Raw genomic sequence first — 14515 nt, 5'->3', positions numbered from 1 at the left:
TAAATCTATACAGATGAAAACGGATAGAATTATATGGGGTATTGTACTGTTGTTTATCGGCGGCGTACTCCTTCTCGAGAACTTTAATATCATTGATTTTTACTGGCGCAGTGTATTCCGCTTTTGGCCGATATTCCTGATCATAGCTGGTGTAAATATTTTGTTCAGCAGGAACAAATCCCAGGTTGGTGGAATGGTTTCCATCGGAGTACTGGTGATTACCTTAGCGATGTTGTTTGTAAAAGGACAACAGGTACCGGAAAATAGAGAGCGCTGGATTGGAGACCGCATCAAAGACGATATCAATTCCGAAGAAAACTATGAAGAACTGAGCTTCTCGGAACCTTATGCTGATTCCCTGGCAAAAAAAGCCATTTTGAACATCTCGGGTGGTGGTACGTCCTTTGATCTAAAGGGAGAAACAGATAGCCTGATTAACGCAGAGGTGCAAAAAAGAGCAGGCGTATTTTCTTTACAAAATGTCGTGTCCGATAGTGTGAGTAATTTAACTTTCAAAATGAAAGGGAAATCCGGCTGGTCGATGAGTGATGGAGGAAATGATGTAGACCTGCGCCTGAATAAAAAACCTGAATGGGAAGTTCACATGAGCATGGGTGCAGGAGAAGTGAATTTTGATTTCTCGGAGTATAAATTGCGTGCCTTTAACTTTGATGGTGGTGCAGCCGCGCTGGACATTAAATTCGGTGCCTTACTTCCAATTACCGACATCAATGTGAAAACAGGTGTGGCGGATGTTAAGATCAATATCCCTACGGAATCGGGATGCAGGATTAAAACCAAAACAGGTCTTTCTGCCAAAGATTTTAACGGTTTTACAAAGTTGAAAGATGGTACTTATGAAACGCCAAATTATAGTGCTTCCACAAAAAAGATATTTATCAATTTGGATGGAGGATTGAGTAACTTTGAAGTAAAGCGTTACTAAACGCTGAATTCATCAGTATATAAACATTTAATAATGGAAAGTCCTGTTAAAGGAGAATACACAGTTGTCATTAACGGAAAGCCTACAGGACCTTATCCATTAGCATCATTACAAAACTTAGAAATCCTTCCGGGAACCTTTATCAGAAAGCCTGGAATGGACGATTATAAAGAAGCTCACGAGTTCCCGGAACTGCGTGAGCTTCTTGGTTTTAAATACAGCAAAACTGCCCCTCAGTATTTTGCCTCTTTCGACCAGCGATTGCTGGCCTCAGTCATAGATTATTTCTTTATTACTATTGGTTATGCCTTGCTGGTCTTGCTGAGCTTTCTCTTTTTAGGAGAAAAAAATGAGCGGATTGCTGCGGTTTTGATCGGTCTTCCCATTATTCCGGTTGTCAAGTTCTTTTATAGCAGTATCGCCGAAGCCTCTGCAAAGCAGGCTACCGTAGGAAAAGCATTACTGGGCATTAAAGTGACAAATATGGAAGGAAATCCCATCAGCCTGAGCAATTCCTATGGCAGGAATGCGGCAAAGATCTTATCTGTCCTTCCGGTCTTCTTTGGCTACCTGTATAGTTTCCTAAACCGGAAGCAACAATGCTTTCATGACCTTATTGCAGAGACACTGGTGACTAAGGAAAGACTGATATAATAAACATAATCTTTATCTTTGCTTCATATTTGTATCGTAAATTGATGGAAGACGTATTTGTTCAAAAAGAGTTAAATGGTGGATATTGTAATAGTTTAACACAATATTCCAGGTTCCTTACCCGCGAGGTAAACATAGGTGACATCCCTATGGGGGGCTTGAATCCGATCCGGATTCAGTCTATGACTACAACAGATACGATGGATACCATTGGTACCGTTGAACAAACCATCCGTATGGTGAATTCCGGTTGCGAGTATGTAAGGATCACGGCTCCAAGTATCAAGGAAGCAGAAAATCTGGCCAATATCAAGAAAGAATTGCTTTTCCGCGGATACAAGGTCCCTCTGGTTGCAGATATTCATTTTACGCCCAATGCTGCAGAATCTGCGGCAAGAATTGTAGAGAAAGTAAGGGTCAACCCTGGCAATTACGCAGATAAAAAACGTTTTGAAAATATAGAATATACCCAGCAGGCCTATCAGGCGGAGTTGGAGCGTATTTATAAGAAATTCACGCCTTTGGTGAAAATCTGTAAAGAATACGGTACCGCCATGAGAATTGGTACCAACCATGGTTCCTTATCAGATCGGATCATGAGTCATTACGGCGATACACCAAGAGGAATGGTGGAATCGGCAATGGAGTTTATCCGCATGTGCGAGGATCAAAACTACTATAATTTGGTGATCTCGATGAAGGCCAGCAATACGCAGGTCATGGTTCAGGCTTACCGTTTATTGGTCGCCACGATGGTGAAAGAGGGGATGAATTATCCTTTACACCTTGGGGTAACTGAGGCCGGCGATGGCGAAGATGGCAGGATTAAATCTGCTGTCGGCATAGGTGCTTTACTGGAAGATGGCCTTGGAGATACCATCCGCGTATCGCTGACAGAAGATCCGGAGTTTGAAGCACCGGTAGCAAAGGCCCTCGCCTTAAGGTATGAAAATCGTGCACTGGTAACCGACCTTTCTGCAGAAAGAGAAAAAATCAGGATACAGGACCTTCCATATCATCCTTATGAATACAACCGCAGGCCAACAAAACCTGTACAGCATATTGGCGGGCATCACCATCCTGTAGTCATGCTGGATGTATCAAAAGAAAATTTAAAAGATCCTTACTTCCTGGGGGCGGTAGGTTATAAATATAGCGCCGGACTGGATAAATATAATATGGCCGATCAGGCCTGTGACCTGGTTTATCTGGGTGATGGACTTCCTTCGTTCTCCTTTCCCGGAAACCTGAAGCAAATCTACAACTATCAGACCTGGCTGGGCCTGGCGGATAAAAATAATTGCCACCCGCTGCTTCCTTTCTCAGATTATGAAAAAACGGAGCTAAAGGATGAACACTTAAACCTGGTCAGCATAGATGCTGTTGAGGCATTAAATGCCAACCTTGAAATCCTCAAAGAAAATGTGGTGTTGGTTTTAGAAACCAATACAATACATGGAATGGCAGCTCAAAGAGAACTCTTTGTAAAACTCTTAAAGGATAACCTTCAGATACCTGTCATCATTAAAAGAAACTACCCGGAACTCAACGCCGACGACTTAATGTTATACGCTGCAACGGATCTTGGTGCCCTTTTTACCGACGGACTAGGGGATGGGGTATGGATCAATGCTGCCGAAACAGTTGGTCTTCCTTTGGTAAACTCCACCAGTTTTGGAATCCTGCAGGCTACCCGTACCCGTATTTCCAAAACCGAATATATCTCTTGTCCAAGTTGCGGCCGTACTTTATTTGACCTCCAGGAAACGACCCAGCTGATCCGTTCAAGAACCGATCATTTAAAAGGAATCAAGATTGGAATCATGGGTTGCATCGTGAATGGCCCTGGTGAAATGGCGGATGCCGATTATGGTTATGTAGGTACTGGCCCCGGAAAAATCACTTTATATCGTGGTAAAGAAGTGGTTAAGAAAAACGTAAACGCGGAACGTGCACTGGATGATCTGATCGACCTGATCAGGGAAGACGGGAACTGGGTTGAAGTAAAGTAACCAATCCAAAATGTATTGTCACAATTCTGTGGCTATAAGCTAGTTATTGTTAGCCTAAGCTATCTTCTTCTATTTTTTTTCAGCATCTTAGAGTTCTAAAAAAACTTTATTGATTATGAAAAAGATATTTGTATTAACCTTATTTGTGAGCTTATTTACACTGGTAACAGCCTCTGCACAAGAGAAAAAGAAAGCAAGCCCTCCGGCCAGCGTAAAAGAAACCACGAGCTCCGGCACTACAATTGGCATTGACTATAGTCAGCCTTCCGTAAAAGGAAGAACAATAGGCGTTGAAATTGCGCCCTTTGGAAAAGTATGGCGTACAGGTGCCAATGAAGCCACTGTATTTGAAGTAAGCAAAGCCGTAAAAGTTCAGGGAAAAGACCTTGCTGCAGGCAAGTATGGTTTATACACCATCCCTGGTGAAAAAGAATGGACCATCATTTTCAACAAAACATGGAAGCAATGGGGAACGAACTATACGGAAGCCGATGATGCTTTACGTGTTGTGGTAAAACCAGGAAAAGCAGCAACGCCAACAGAACAGATGACTTTCAAAATTGAGAAATCAGGTAAAGTAAGCTTGTTATGGGGCACTACAGTAGTTGCCTTTACAGTTAAGTAAGCGCTTATACCTGATCTGAATTGAGGTCTGAGCCCTGTTAAATTCTGCTCCCAGTTAAGGTCTGCACCCAGTTAGGTTCTGCTTCTAACCAGGTATACTCCCAATTGAGCAGGATTAAAAGAAAAAAGAGATATGTTATGAAAAGGCCTAGGAATTTTGCCCCCTTCAGGGCAAAGGTTCCAGCCTTCGAATAATTTATCTCTTTTTTATGTAAGTAATCAGTTCTCCTTTAAAACCCTACTCCTAACTGCTCAAAAACTCCAGGGTCTTCTCACATACCTGCAACAAATGCGCTGGCAAGTCAGGTAGTGTATAAGGGTGCGAAGCACCAAACACATGGTTTGCGCCCTCAATCTTATGGATCTCTGCCTTCAATTGTTTCTGAGCCAATTCCTGTGCTACACTGAACTTTACATTCACATCCTCATCACCATGTATAATCAACCACGGAATGGAAATCCGTCCTGCAGCCTGTAAAATGTCAAACTCTTCCTTATGTACGTTAAAATCCTCCAGAAGCGTACTATTTAATGGCATTTTCTCCTTTGTCCGTGCATTTTCTACAAATATCCGACCTGTCTTAACCCATTCTTCCTCCTGTTCCACCTTCCATAAACCCGAAAAATCAGCAATAGCTGCCCAGGTAACCAGCTTATTAATCCTGGAATCGTTTGCTGCCTGAATGATTGCTAAACCACCCCCACGACTATGCCCAATCAAATAAACAGGAACACCTGAATAATGCAAACTTACATAGCCAATCACTTCATTCAAGTCGGCCAGTTCCTTACTCACCGTATTCGATGAAAAAGCATTTAAATCCGTTACATCTTTTAAATTTTCCGACGTAACCCCGCTGTGTGACAGGTTAAATTTGAGATATCTGTATCCTTTTTGCGCAAAATAGCGGGCAACAAGATGATGTGCACCCCAATCTTTGAAGCCTTTGAAGCCATGAACAAAAATTATAATTGCCGGATTTAAGGATTTATCGTCGTAAGTACAGTCGCCAATAATGGGTTTCCCTGATGATCCGCTTAATGTAAACTGCTCGTTTATAATCATATATGAAAAATAATAATCTATTCACCTTATATAACAAACTTAAAGAAAAGATGTTTAGACAATCATTTTATTATTTGAAATCGTTCTAAATAGCTCTTAATTACTCCATAATGACAGTGAAATAACGTTCGGTTGTTACTTTTGTTACGCTAAAAATAAACAGGGATACGACATTTTGGAATATTTAAAGATCATTGCTTTTACGCATAAACATATTGACCTAAAAGCATTGGGTAAATTGGTGATATGTGAGCAGACATTAGACGACAGATTGAGAAACATTCAATCGGAGTTAGGTGTTAAAGAAATATTCTACATGGGGACCTGCAACAGGGTCGAGTTTGTATTCACTTCCGATCACACGCTGGACAAGCAATTCATCACCCGCTTCCTTACGGTATTGAACATGGGATTACCCGAAGAATACATGGATAAGTTCGTAGAGAACGTTTCTGTATATGAACAGGGGGCTGCCTTCAACCATCTGTTAAGGACTTCCTGCTCATTGGAGAGTCTGGTAGTAGGGGAGAAAGAGATTCTTGCACAAGTCAGAAAAGCTTATGAAACCTGCCGCGTTGCCGGGTTCACAGGAGACTATATGCGGATGATCATGGGCAGAGTGGTAAAGACAGCAAAAGAAGTATATACCCATACCAACATTTCAAAGAATCCGGTTTCTATCGTTTCTTTGGCTTATCGCAAGCTGCGCGACCTTAAAATGTCCGCCACCTCCAGGCTCCTCATTATCGGTGCTGGTGAGACCAACAAAAACATAGCTCAGTATCTTAAAAAACATAAATACTCCAACTTCTCCATTTTCAACAGAACATTAGAAAATGCAGAGGTATTGGCCAAAGAATTAAATGGTACAGCCTATCCGCTTACCGAACTGGAAAATTACAACCAGGGATTTGATGTCATTATTACCTGTACAGGTGCTACTGAACCCATCATTACTAAAGAAATCTACACCAAACTTCTGAATGGAGAAACCGGTAAAAAGACCATCGTCGATTTAGCGATTCCTAACGATACCGCTGCTGAAGTGGTAGCAGAATTCCCTATTCATTTTATAGAAGTTGAATCTCTTAAAGAGATTGCCCGCAAAAATATTCAGGAACGTTATGATGAGCTGGTGAATGCCGAGCACATTATAGAAGAAAATATCAAGGACTTTGAATTGGTATTACGTCAGCGCAAAATAGAGATTGCAATGAGTTCTGTTCCTCAGAAAATCAAGGAAATTAAGCATACTGCTATCAATGGCGTCTTTGCCGACGAGATCAACGGTCTTGATGAAAACTCAAGATTGGTATTGGAAAAAGTGATGAATTACATGGAAAAAAAATGCATCAGTGTTCCAATGGTTATGGCAAAGGAGATATTGGTAAAGAATAGCTAAATTTGCGGAAAAATTAGCATTAACGTGAAAAGACTTATTATCGGTACAAGAGGCAGCGACCTCGCTTTATGGCAAGCCAACTTCATTAAGGACAAACTTGCAGAGATTGGTGCTGAAGCCGAATTGAAGATCATCAAGACTCAGGGAGATAAGATTTTAAACCTTCGGTTGGACAAGCTGGAAGGCAAAGGATTCTTTACCAAAGAGCTTGAAGAAGAACTTTTAGGTGGGACGATTGATATAGCCGTACACTCTCATAAAGATTTACCTACCACACATCCTGCAGGACTAATCATTGCTGCAGTAACAGAACGTGAAGATCCTTCCGAGTTGTTATTGATCCTGAAAGACTGTGTAGACATCAAACAAAAGCTTTCCCTGAAAACGGGAGCAATGGTGGGTACTTCCTCCAACAGACGTAAAGCACAAATGCTTTCGTTGCGTTCGGACCTGAACATCGAAGATTTAAGGGGTAATGTGCCTACCAGAATTCAGAAACTAAGAGATGAAGATTATGATGCGATTTTATTGGCTAAAGCTGGTGTAAATCGTCTGAACATCGACCTTTCAGAGTTTCATGTAGAGGTCGTAGATACCACAGAGTTGGTTCCTGCTCCTGCACAAGGCGCATTGGCGATTCAGATCAGAGAAAATGATCAGGAATTGTTCGACCTGTTGCAACAGTTAAACCATCAGGAAACGATTGAAGCCATCGGTGTAGAACGTAAAGTGCTAAACCTGTTTGAAGGTGGTTGTCACATGCCATTGGGTTGTTATTGCAAGAAAGAAGACGGACAATATGAAATCTGGACTTCCAAAGCAGAAACTGATGAGCACTTCCCCGACCGTTACTTTTGCCGTGTAGATAGCTTAGAAGGTGTTGCAGAACAGATTGTCGCTAAGTTTAGCCCGGGCAGGAAATTACCTTCCAAGGTATTTATCTCCAGAGAAGTTGGTGAGCATAGCTATTTTAGAAAAGCATTAGAAAAACATAAGATAGAAATTGAAGGCAGATCACTGATCCGTACGTTCCCGATTGTGAATGTGCTGGACCCTTTCTACCTGAAACATATAGACTGGATCTTCTTCAGTAGCCGCAATAGCGTGGAGTATTTCTTCAATCTGAAACCATTGTTGCCTAAACATGTGAAGTTTGGTGTAGCGGGAAGAGGTTCTGAAGATTCTTTGAGAAAAGCAGGACATCTTGCTGATTACGTTGGTGAAGGTGGGGATATTGATGAGGTAGCAGATCTTTTCGCAGAACTGGTAGCTGGAAAAACAGTGTTGTTCCCAAGGGCACAGGACTCGTTATTAAGCATTCAGAAAGCATTAAAAGCCGATACCAAGGTAGTTGACCTGCCGATTTATGAAACTGTGATTGAAGAGGATGTAGACCAGACTTATGCGGAAGTACTGATCTTTACCAGCCCTTCTAATGTTGACGCTTATTTTGTAGAAAACTTATTAGAACCCGGACAACAGGTGATTGCGATCGGAAACTCTACAGGGAAGAAATTTGATGAGATGGGTGTAAAATACATTCAGCCTTATTCTCCCGATGAGATCGGATTGGCAGAAGCTGTTTACGGAATAGATATAAAATAATAAATAATTGATATGGTGCACCGTCCGCGTAGATTGAGAAAAAATCCTGTAGTGAGGGAAATGGTAGCTGAAACGAGGTTATCTAAAGACATGTTTATTTATCCGTACTTCATCGTACCGGGTAAAAATGTAATTCATCCTTTAGAAGCGATGCCGGGGATCAGCCATTTTTCTGAGGATACTTTATTGAGCGATGTGGAAAAAGGATTGAAGCTTGGTGTAAACAAGATCATGCTTTTTGGTGTGGGTGATGAGAAGTCCGAAGATGCGGCTTCCGCTTATCATGATCACTCCCTGGTTCCTTCAGCAGTTCGTCTGTTAAAGAAAAATTTTGGAGATGATTTATACATTGTAACCGATGTTTGCGTTTGTTCTTACACGACTCATGGACATTGCGGAATTTTAAAAGACGATTACGTTCAGAATGACCCTACGGTAGAGGTGATTGCTAAAATGGGGCTGACGCATGCGCAGGCAGGTGCTGATATGCTTGCACCATCGGATATGATGGATGGAAGAATTGCCGCAATGAGACAGTTACTGGATGGACAAGGTTTTGTAAACACAGCGATCATGTCGCATGCTACAAAATTTGCTTCTGCTTATTATGGTCCTTTCCGTGAGGCAGCAGATTGTGCACCTAGTAAGGGCGACAGGAAAGCTTACCAGATGGATTTCAGAAATGGAAATGAAGCTTTGAGAGAAGCTTTGCTGGATGAAAGTGAAGGCGCAGATGTATTGATGGTGAAGCCTGCTTTGGCTTACCTCGATGTGATGCACAACCTGAAACAACATACAGATTTGCCGATTGCATGTTACAATGTTTCCGGTGAATATTCTATGGTTAAGGCGGCGGCACAAAGAGGATGGATCGATGAGCAGAAAGTAGTAATGGAAACGATGCATGCCTTTGCGCGTGCAGGAGCAAGTATCATTACGACTTATCACATCAGGGATATGGTTGAAAAGAATTGGTTGTAAGGAAATAAAAATATGTTAGAATCTTTAAAAAAAATGTTTTCAGGAAATGAAGGCGACATGCCGGTAAGTACGGGCAGTAAACCTGATATTTCAAGAGAAAAGTCGGCAGAACTGTATGAAAAAGCTAAAAACTATTTTCCGGGTGGAGTAAATTCTCCGGTAAGGGCTTTTAAATCAGTATATGGCACTCCTTTGTTTATTCAAAAGGGAGATGGCTGTTTTGTATGGGATGCCGATGGAAATCAATTTATAGATTTTTGCGGTAGCTGGGGTCCGTTAATACTCGGCCATAACCATCCAAAGGTTAGGGATAAGGTGACAGAAGTGATGCAGAACGGGATGAGCTTTGGCGCACCTACAGCTTTAGAAAATGAGCTGGCAGAACTGATCATCAAAAACAACAAGTTTGTAGAAAAAATCCGTTTCACGAGCTCGGGTACAGAAGCAGTAATGTCTGCGATCAGACTGGCACGTGGATATACCGGTAAAGATAAAATCATCAAGTTTGAAGGTTGCTACCATGGACATACCGATTCTCTATTGGTAAAAGCAGGTTCAGGTTTGGTTACTTTCGGAGAAACTTCTTCGGCAGGTGTTCCTAAATCATTCGCTCAGGAAACGATTGTGATTCCCTTGAATGATAAAGATGCCATCAAAGCAGCCTTCGAACAGTTTAAAGGTGAAGTAGCAGCAGTGATCATTGAAGGTATTCCTGCAAACAACGGGTTGTTGATGCAGGATGTGGAATACATCAAATACTTAGAGAATATCTGTAAAGAAAATAAAGCTTTATTGATTTTTGATGAGGTGATTACCGGATTCAGATTGGGCTTTGAAGGTGCTGCGGCACATTATGGCGTGAAACCTGATATCGTGACTTATGGTAAAATCATCGGTGGTGGATTGCCGGTAGGAATGTATGGCGCTTCAGCTGAAATCATGGGACATATTTCTCCTGACGGAGGGGTGTACCAGGCAGGAACATTATCGGGCAACCCGGTAGCAATGGCAGCAGGGATTGCACAACTTACGGAATTATTGCGTTCAGGATTCTATAAAGAACTGAACAATAAAGCTTCTGAGTTTGCAGAGAGCATTCAGCGTTTTGCAACGGCAAGGAATTATAAATTGAAAGTGTTCCATGTAGGTTCTATCTTCTGGCTGGCATTTACGGATAAAGACAAGATCCAGTCGGCGGATGATATCGATCCGACCAGCATGGAGAAATTCAAAGTGTTGCACAGAGAATTGCTGAACAGGGGAATCTATATCGGTCCTTCAGGATATGAAGTAGGTTTTGTTTCTGCAGCGCATACGAAGATAGAACTGGAGAAAGCAAAAAGAGCGATCCTGGAGAGTCTTGACGTGGTTTTCAGAAATAAGTAAATTAAAAAGTATATTTATAGTATATAAAGCGGGGCACCTTGAAGAAATCAATCGTTATATTTTATTTCATGTTACTGTACTCTTTGGTACAGTTGATCTCCTGGGGAACGCTTGTCGTAAAGCTGGAGCCTGCAAGGATGGCGATGGTAATGGGAGAGGGATCCGTATTCTTATTCCTGCTATGTGTAGGTGCCTACTTTTTGCATCAGTCGATCAAAAAAGAAGACCGTTTAAGAGAACAGCAGCAGAATTTTTTACTTTCTGTAACGCATGAGCTTAAATCGCCATTGGCTGCTATAAAACTATCTATACAAACGATTATTAAGCGCGACCTGGATAAAGCCAGACAAACTTCCCTGCTGAACAATTCCTTAAAGGACATTGAGCGCCTGGATGATTTGGTGGAAAACATGTTGCTGGCTACAAAAATTGAGAACGGTTCTTATTCTTTCCCTAAGGAAGAGTTTGACTTTTCAGAAATGGTGACTAAAATTACAGACCGCTTACAAATCCACTCCTGTGGATGCGAGCAGGTGATTACCTTATCGGTAAAGCCTGGGGTAAAGGTGGTTGGGGATCAGTTCTCTTTGTCTTCCGTGGTGACTAACCTTGTCGAAAATGCTGTCAAATATTCAGGTCCATGTGCACATGTAGATGTCGAATTGGCGGAAAAAGACGGGCATGCGTTTTTAAAGGTTTCAGATAGGGGGCCGGGTATTCCTGATGCAGAAAAAATGTTGGTCTTTGATAAATTTTATCGCGTCGGTAATGAGAATGTAAGAAAATCAAAAGGCACAGGATTGGGCCTGTTTATTGTTAAGGAAGTATTACAAATGCACGACGCTGATATTAGCGTTAGAGATAACGTACCGCAAGGTGCTATTTTTGAAATCACATTTAGTTGATAATTATGCAACAGAAATTAAGAATACTACTGGTTGAAGATGAAGACCACTTATTAGATGCTATAAAATTAAACCTTGAACTTGAAGGATACAAAGTTCATGCAGTAAAAGACGGTAAAACTGCTTTAAAAGTTTTTAAAGAAGAACGTTTTAACCTGATCATTCTGGATGTCATGCTTCCTGAGATGGATGGATTCCAGGTGTGTGAAACCATCAGACTGGAAAATACAGAAGTTCCTATTCTTTTCTTAACGGCCAAAAACACAAGTGAAGACCGTGTGATGGGATTGAAAAAAGGAGCTGATGATTATCTGGTAAAACCGTTTAACCTGGAAGAACTGATCTTAAGGGTTGGAATTCTGGTAAAACGCAGCATGAAAGCGGATGACCTTAAAGAAATCAATTCTTACAAAATCGGCGATAAAACGATCTATTTCAACTCTTTTGAATTGAAACAGGACGATGGTGTAATTGTTCCCCTGACGAAGAAAGAGACGATGTTGTTGAAATTGCTGATCGAACGTAAGAACGAAGCAGTATCACGTGAGCAGATCCTGGAAACGGTATGGAACTATGATGTATATCCATCTACCCGTACGATTGACAACTTTATCCTGACTTTCCGTAAGTATTTCGAACCAGATCAGAAAAACCCGGTGTATTTCCATTCCATCAGAGGTGTAGGTTATAAATTCACGGATATTCATTAATGTATAACGCAAAAGGCAGGTATGCCCTGATGGCACTCTTCGTGATTGCAGCAGGAGTATGCCTTTTTTACGATCAGATTCAACTGGCTGTTTTGGCCGGTTTTTTCTTTGCCTTTGTGATCTGGAGTCATTTTAAACACAGCTCCATTTTACTGGCCTCCAAACATTTTAAGAATGGAGATTACGAAAAAACAGAAAAGATATTGGCAGAAGTACCTAATCCCGACCGGTTAGCCCGGAACAGGAGAGGGTATTATGAATTTATGCGTGCCAATATCGCATTGAAAAGAGAAGAATATGATGTGGCAGAACATCATTTTCAGATTGCCAGCCGCTTTCCTCTTGGAGGAAAGAACGATAAAGCTTTTGTATTGATCCACCTGGCCAATCTGGCACTCCGTAAAAAGGATGTGGAACGCACAAAAGCTTATATTGAAAAGGCTAAAGAGCTGGCAGTAACACCAAAGGCGCAAGAGATAATTAATAAAATAGAGCAAGAAGCAAACCGCTTATAAACAAACAAATTACACATGAATACGTTATTTTTAGATGCCGCACTTTCAAAGCAAACAGAACGTCCACCGGTATGGATGATGCGCCAGGCAGGTCGTTTTATGCCTGAATACTGGGAAATCAAAAACAAATACTCTTTCCTGGAGATGTGCAAAACGCCTGAAATTGCTGCTGATGTAACGATGTTACCTGTTGATTTGTTGGGGATTGATGCCGCCATTCTTTTCTGCGATATATTGGTCACAGGTGAGGCAATGGGCGGAGATTTGAGTTTTACTCAGGGTGTCGGTCCTAAATTCGCCAACCCTGTACGTAATGCTCAGGATATTGATAACCTGAATGTAGATGTACTGGACAAATTAGAATACGTAGCTGACGCGATTAAAGTGATTCAGCAACGTTTAAACGGTAGTATTCCTTTGATCGGTTTTGCCGGTGCTCCATTCACTGTAATGAGCTACCTGGTAGAAGGCGGTTCTTCAAAAGATTTCAAACTGACGAAATTGCTGATGCACAATCATCCGGAACTGGCGCATCGCTTGCTTGCGAAAATTGCAAAAGTTACAGCAGACTATCTGAATCTTCAGATTGCTGCAGGGGTAAATGCCATCCAGATTTTTGATAGCTGGGCACTGGCTTTATCATGGAACGATTATCAGGAGTTCTCTCACCGTTATATCCAGGAAATCATTGCCAACCTAAACAGAAAAGACGTTCCTGTCATTTCTTTCTGTAAAGGGAGTTCAGTATTTGCACCAATCATGGCTCAGGCCAAACCAGATGTGATCTCGGTAGACTGGAATGCAGATCTTTTAAACATTAAACAAGCACTTCCTGCAGGTATCGCGGTTCAGGGTAACCTGGATCCACATATCTTATATGCGGATAAACCGGTCATCAAAAAGCACATCCTTCAATTGTTTGAGCGTATGCGTGGAGAGCATGGATTTATCTTTAATCTTGGTCATGGCATCATGCCTGATATTCCATTTGATAACGTGAAATATGCGATTGAAGTGGTTAAAGAATTCAGATACTAAAATATAATAAAGAGGCTATTTGATTAAATAGCCTCTTTTAATCCTAAAAATAAACAATAGAATAAATGGAATACTATCGCTACATACTCTCTGTTCACATCATTTTTATGGTAAGCTGGATGGCGGGCTTGTTTTATAGTGTCCGCTTGTTTATTTATCATGTTGAAGCAGAGGATAAGCCTGAAATAGAACGGAATATCCTGCAAAGAGAGTACGAGCGCATCGAAGCCAAACTCTGGCACATCATTACCACACCTGCAATGATACTTACAGTTGGAGCGGGGGTGAGTATGGTTTGTTTGAGTCCTGGTTTGCTGCAGGCAGGCTGGTTTCATGTAAAACTTGCCTTTGTTGTCTTATTGCTGATCTACCATTTCCTTTGTCAGCGGATCATGAAACAGCTGAAACATGGGAAATGCAAAACGAGCTCTTTTAAGCTTCGTTTATGGAATGAAGTCGCAACTATCCTCCTGGTTGCTATTGTCTTTACAGTAGTCCTTAAAAGTGCCGTAAATTGGGTTTATGGTCTTATAGGTTTGATTATATTTGCTGTGGTCATTATGCTCGCCGTAAAATGGTACAAACACTACAGGAAAAAGCACGACTGCTAGCCCTTCTTCTCCCTTTTTCATGGGGATATATTCTTTTTTCATTTTATTTTCTTTTGCATG

At 41.4% G+C, this 14515-nt stretch carries 14 protein-coding genes; 13 read left to right on the top strand and 1 reads right to left on the bottom strand.

Going from position 1 to position 14515, the window contains the following annotated elements:
* Positions 1–13 precede the first annotated feature (13 nt).
* The 4 genes from BLQ87_RS26150 to BLQ87_RS26135 all read left to right on the top strand — a co-directional run bounded on the left by BLQ87_RS26150 (position 14) and on the right by BLQ87_RS26135 (position 4237).
* Positions 14–946 (top strand): LiaF transmembrane domain-containing protein, encoded by a 933-nt coding sequence (locus BLQ87_RS26150; protein WP_074611877.1) that lies wholly within the window; start codon positions 14–16, stop codon positions 944–946.
* A 33-nt stretch (positions 947–979) separates the two neighbouring features.
* On the top strand, positions 980–1600 hold the full coding sequence (locus tag BLQ87_RS26145; RefSeq protein WP_074611876.1) for an RDD family protein: 621 nt from the start codon (positions 980–982) through the stop codon (positions 1598–1600).
* A 44-nt stretch (positions 1601–1644) separates the two neighbouring features.
* On the top strand, positions 1645–3612 hold the full coding sequence (ispG, locus tag BLQ87_RS26140) for a (E)-4-hydroxy-3-methylbut-2-enyl-diphosphate synthase (protein WP_074611875.1): 1968 nt from the start codon (positions 1645–1647) through the stop codon (positions 3610–3612).
* Positions 3613–3727: 115 nt separating this feature from the next.
* A complete protein-coding gene (locus tag BLQ87_RS26135; protein WP_074611874.1) occupies positions 3728–4237 on the top strand; it encodes a DUF2911 domain-containing protein in 510 nt (169 codons plus the stop codon).
* Positions 4238–4480: 243 nt separating this feature from the next.
* On the opposite strand, the gene BLQ87_RS26130 is transcribed toward BLQ87_RS26135, so the two are convergent.
* Positions 4481–5302, bottom strand: coding sequence for an alpha/beta hydrolase family protein (locus BLQ87_RS26130; protein WP_074611873.1), 822 nt, complete (start codon positions 5300–5302; stop codon positions 4481–4483).
* Between the two features lie 175 nt (positions 5303–5477).
* Between BLQ87_RS26130 and hemA the strand changes: the two genes are divergently transcribed.
* The 9 genes from hemA to hemJ all read left to right on the top strand — a co-directional run bounded on the left by hemA (position 5478) and on the right by hemJ (position 14455).
* Entirely contained in the window at positions 5478–6704 is a 1227-nt protein-coding gene (gene hemA, locus BLQ87_RS26125; RefSeq protein WP_074611872.1) for a glutamyl-tRNA reductase, read from the top strand.
* Positions 6705–6728: 24 nt separating this feature from the next.
* Positions 6729–8309 carry a hydroxymethylbilane synthase gene (hemC, locus tag BLQ87_RS26120; protein ID WP_172664973.1) on the top strand — a complete coding sequence of 527 codons (1581 nt, stop codon included), beginning with the start codon at positions 6729–6731 and terminating at the stop codon, positions 8307–8309.
* 12 nt (positions 8310–8321) lie between these two features.
* Positions 8322–9290 (top strand): porphobilinogen synthase, encoded by a 969-nt coding sequence (gene hemB / locus BLQ87_RS26115; RefSeq protein WP_074611870.1) that lies wholly within the window; start codon positions 8322–8324, stop codon positions 9288–9290.
* Positions 9291–9302: 12 nt separating this feature from the next.
* The gene (gene hemL, locus BLQ87_RS26110) at positions 9303–10676 is read left to right on the top strand and encodes a glutamate-1-semialdehyde 2,1-aminomutase (protein ID WP_074611869.1); all 1374 of its coding nucleotides are present in this window, start codon (positions 9303–9305) and stop codon (positions 10674–10676) included.
* Between the two features lie 68 nt (positions 10677–10744).
* On the top strand, positions 10745–11581 hold the full coding sequence (locus BLQ87_RS26105; RefSeq protein WP_143010555.1) for a sensor histidine kinase: 837 nt from the start codon (positions 10745–10747) through the stop codon (positions 11579–11581).
* Between the two features lie 5 nt (positions 11582–11586).
* A complete protein-coding gene (locus BLQ87_RS26100; protein ID WP_015809248.1) occupies positions 11587–12291 on the top strand; it encodes a response regulator transcription factor in 705 nt (234 codons plus the stop codon).
* Entirely contained in the window at positions 12291–12806 is a 516-nt protein-coding gene (locus BLQ87_RS26095) for a hypothetical protein (RefSeq protein ID WP_074611867.1), read from the top strand. The genes BLQ87_RS26100 and BLQ87_RS26095 overlap by 1 nt, the downstream gene beginning before the upstream one ends.
* Positions 12807–12821: 15 nt before the next feature.
* On the top strand, positions 12822–13844 hold the full coding sequence (gene hemE, locus BLQ87_RS26090) for a uroporphyrinogen decarboxylase (RefSeq protein ID WP_074611866.1): 1023 nt from the start codon (positions 12822–12824) through the stop codon (positions 13842–13844).
* A gap of 65 nt (positions 13845–13909) precedes the next feature.
* The gene (gene hemJ, locus BLQ87_RS26085; RefSeq protein WP_074611865.1) at positions 13910–14455 is read left to right on the top strand and encodes a protoporphyrinogen oxidase HemJ; all 546 of its coding nucleotides are present in this window, start codon (positions 13910–13912) and stop codon (positions 14453–14455) included.
* Positions 14456–14515: the final 60 nt, after the last annotated feature.

It is taken from the genome of Pedobacter steynii, from assembly GCF_900103665.1.
In the GTDB taxonomy this organism is placed as follows: Bacteria; Bacteroidota; Bacteroidia; order Sphingobacteriales; family Sphingobacteriaceae; genus Pedobacter; species Pedobacter steynii.
Note: the sequence above shows the minus strand (reverse complement) of the source record. Positions and strands in the feature narration are given on the sequence as shown.

Bases quoted from the DNA above. Each gene is read 5' to 3' on its own strand.
- BLQ87_RS26150 (WP_074611877.1), top strand. From the start codon at position 14: ATGAAAACGGATAGAATTATATGGGGTATTGTACTGTTGTTTATCGGC.
- BLQ87_RS26145 (WP_074611876.1), top strand. From the start codon at position 980: ATGGAAAGTCCTGTTAAAGGAGAATACACAGTTGTCATTAACGGAAAG.
- ispG (WP_074611875.1), top strand. From the start codon at position 1,645: ATGGAAGACGTATTTGTTCAAAAAGAGTTAAATGGTGGATATTGTAAT.
- BLQ87_RS26135 (WP_074611874.1), top strand. From the start codon at position 3,728: ATGAAAAAGATATTTGTATTAACCTTATTTGTGAGCTTATTTACACTG.
- BLQ87_RS26130 (WP_074611873.1), bottom strand. From the start codon at position 5,302: ATGATTATAAACGAGCAGTTTACATTAAGCGGATCATCAGGGAAACCC.
- hemB (WP_074611870.1), top strand. From the start codon at position 8,322: ATGGTGCACCGTCCGCGTAGATTGAGAAAAAATCCTGTAGTGAGGGAA.
- hemL (WP_074611869.1), top strand. From the start codon at position 9,303: ATGTTAGAATCTTTAAAAAAAATGTTTTCAGGAAATGAAGGCGACATG.
- BLQ87_RS26105 (WP_143010555.1), top strand. From the start codon at position 10,745: ATGTTACTGTACTCTTTGGTACAGTTGATCTCCTGGGGAACGCTTGTC.
- BLQ87_RS26100 (WP_015809248.1), top strand. From the start codon at position 11,587: ATGCAACAGAAATTAAGAATACTACTGGTTGAAGATGAAGACCACTTA.
- BLQ87_RS26095 (WP_074611867.1), top strand. From the start codon at position 12,291: ATGTATAACGCAAAAGGCAGGTATGCCCTGATGGCACTCTTCGTGATT.
- hemE (WP_074611866.1), top strand. From the start codon at position 12,822: ATGAATACGTTATTTTTAGATGCCGCACTTTCAAAGCAAACAGAACGT.
- hemJ (WP_074611865.1), top strand. From the start codon at position 13,910: ATGGAATACTATCGCTACATACTCTCTGTTCACATCATTTTTATGGTA.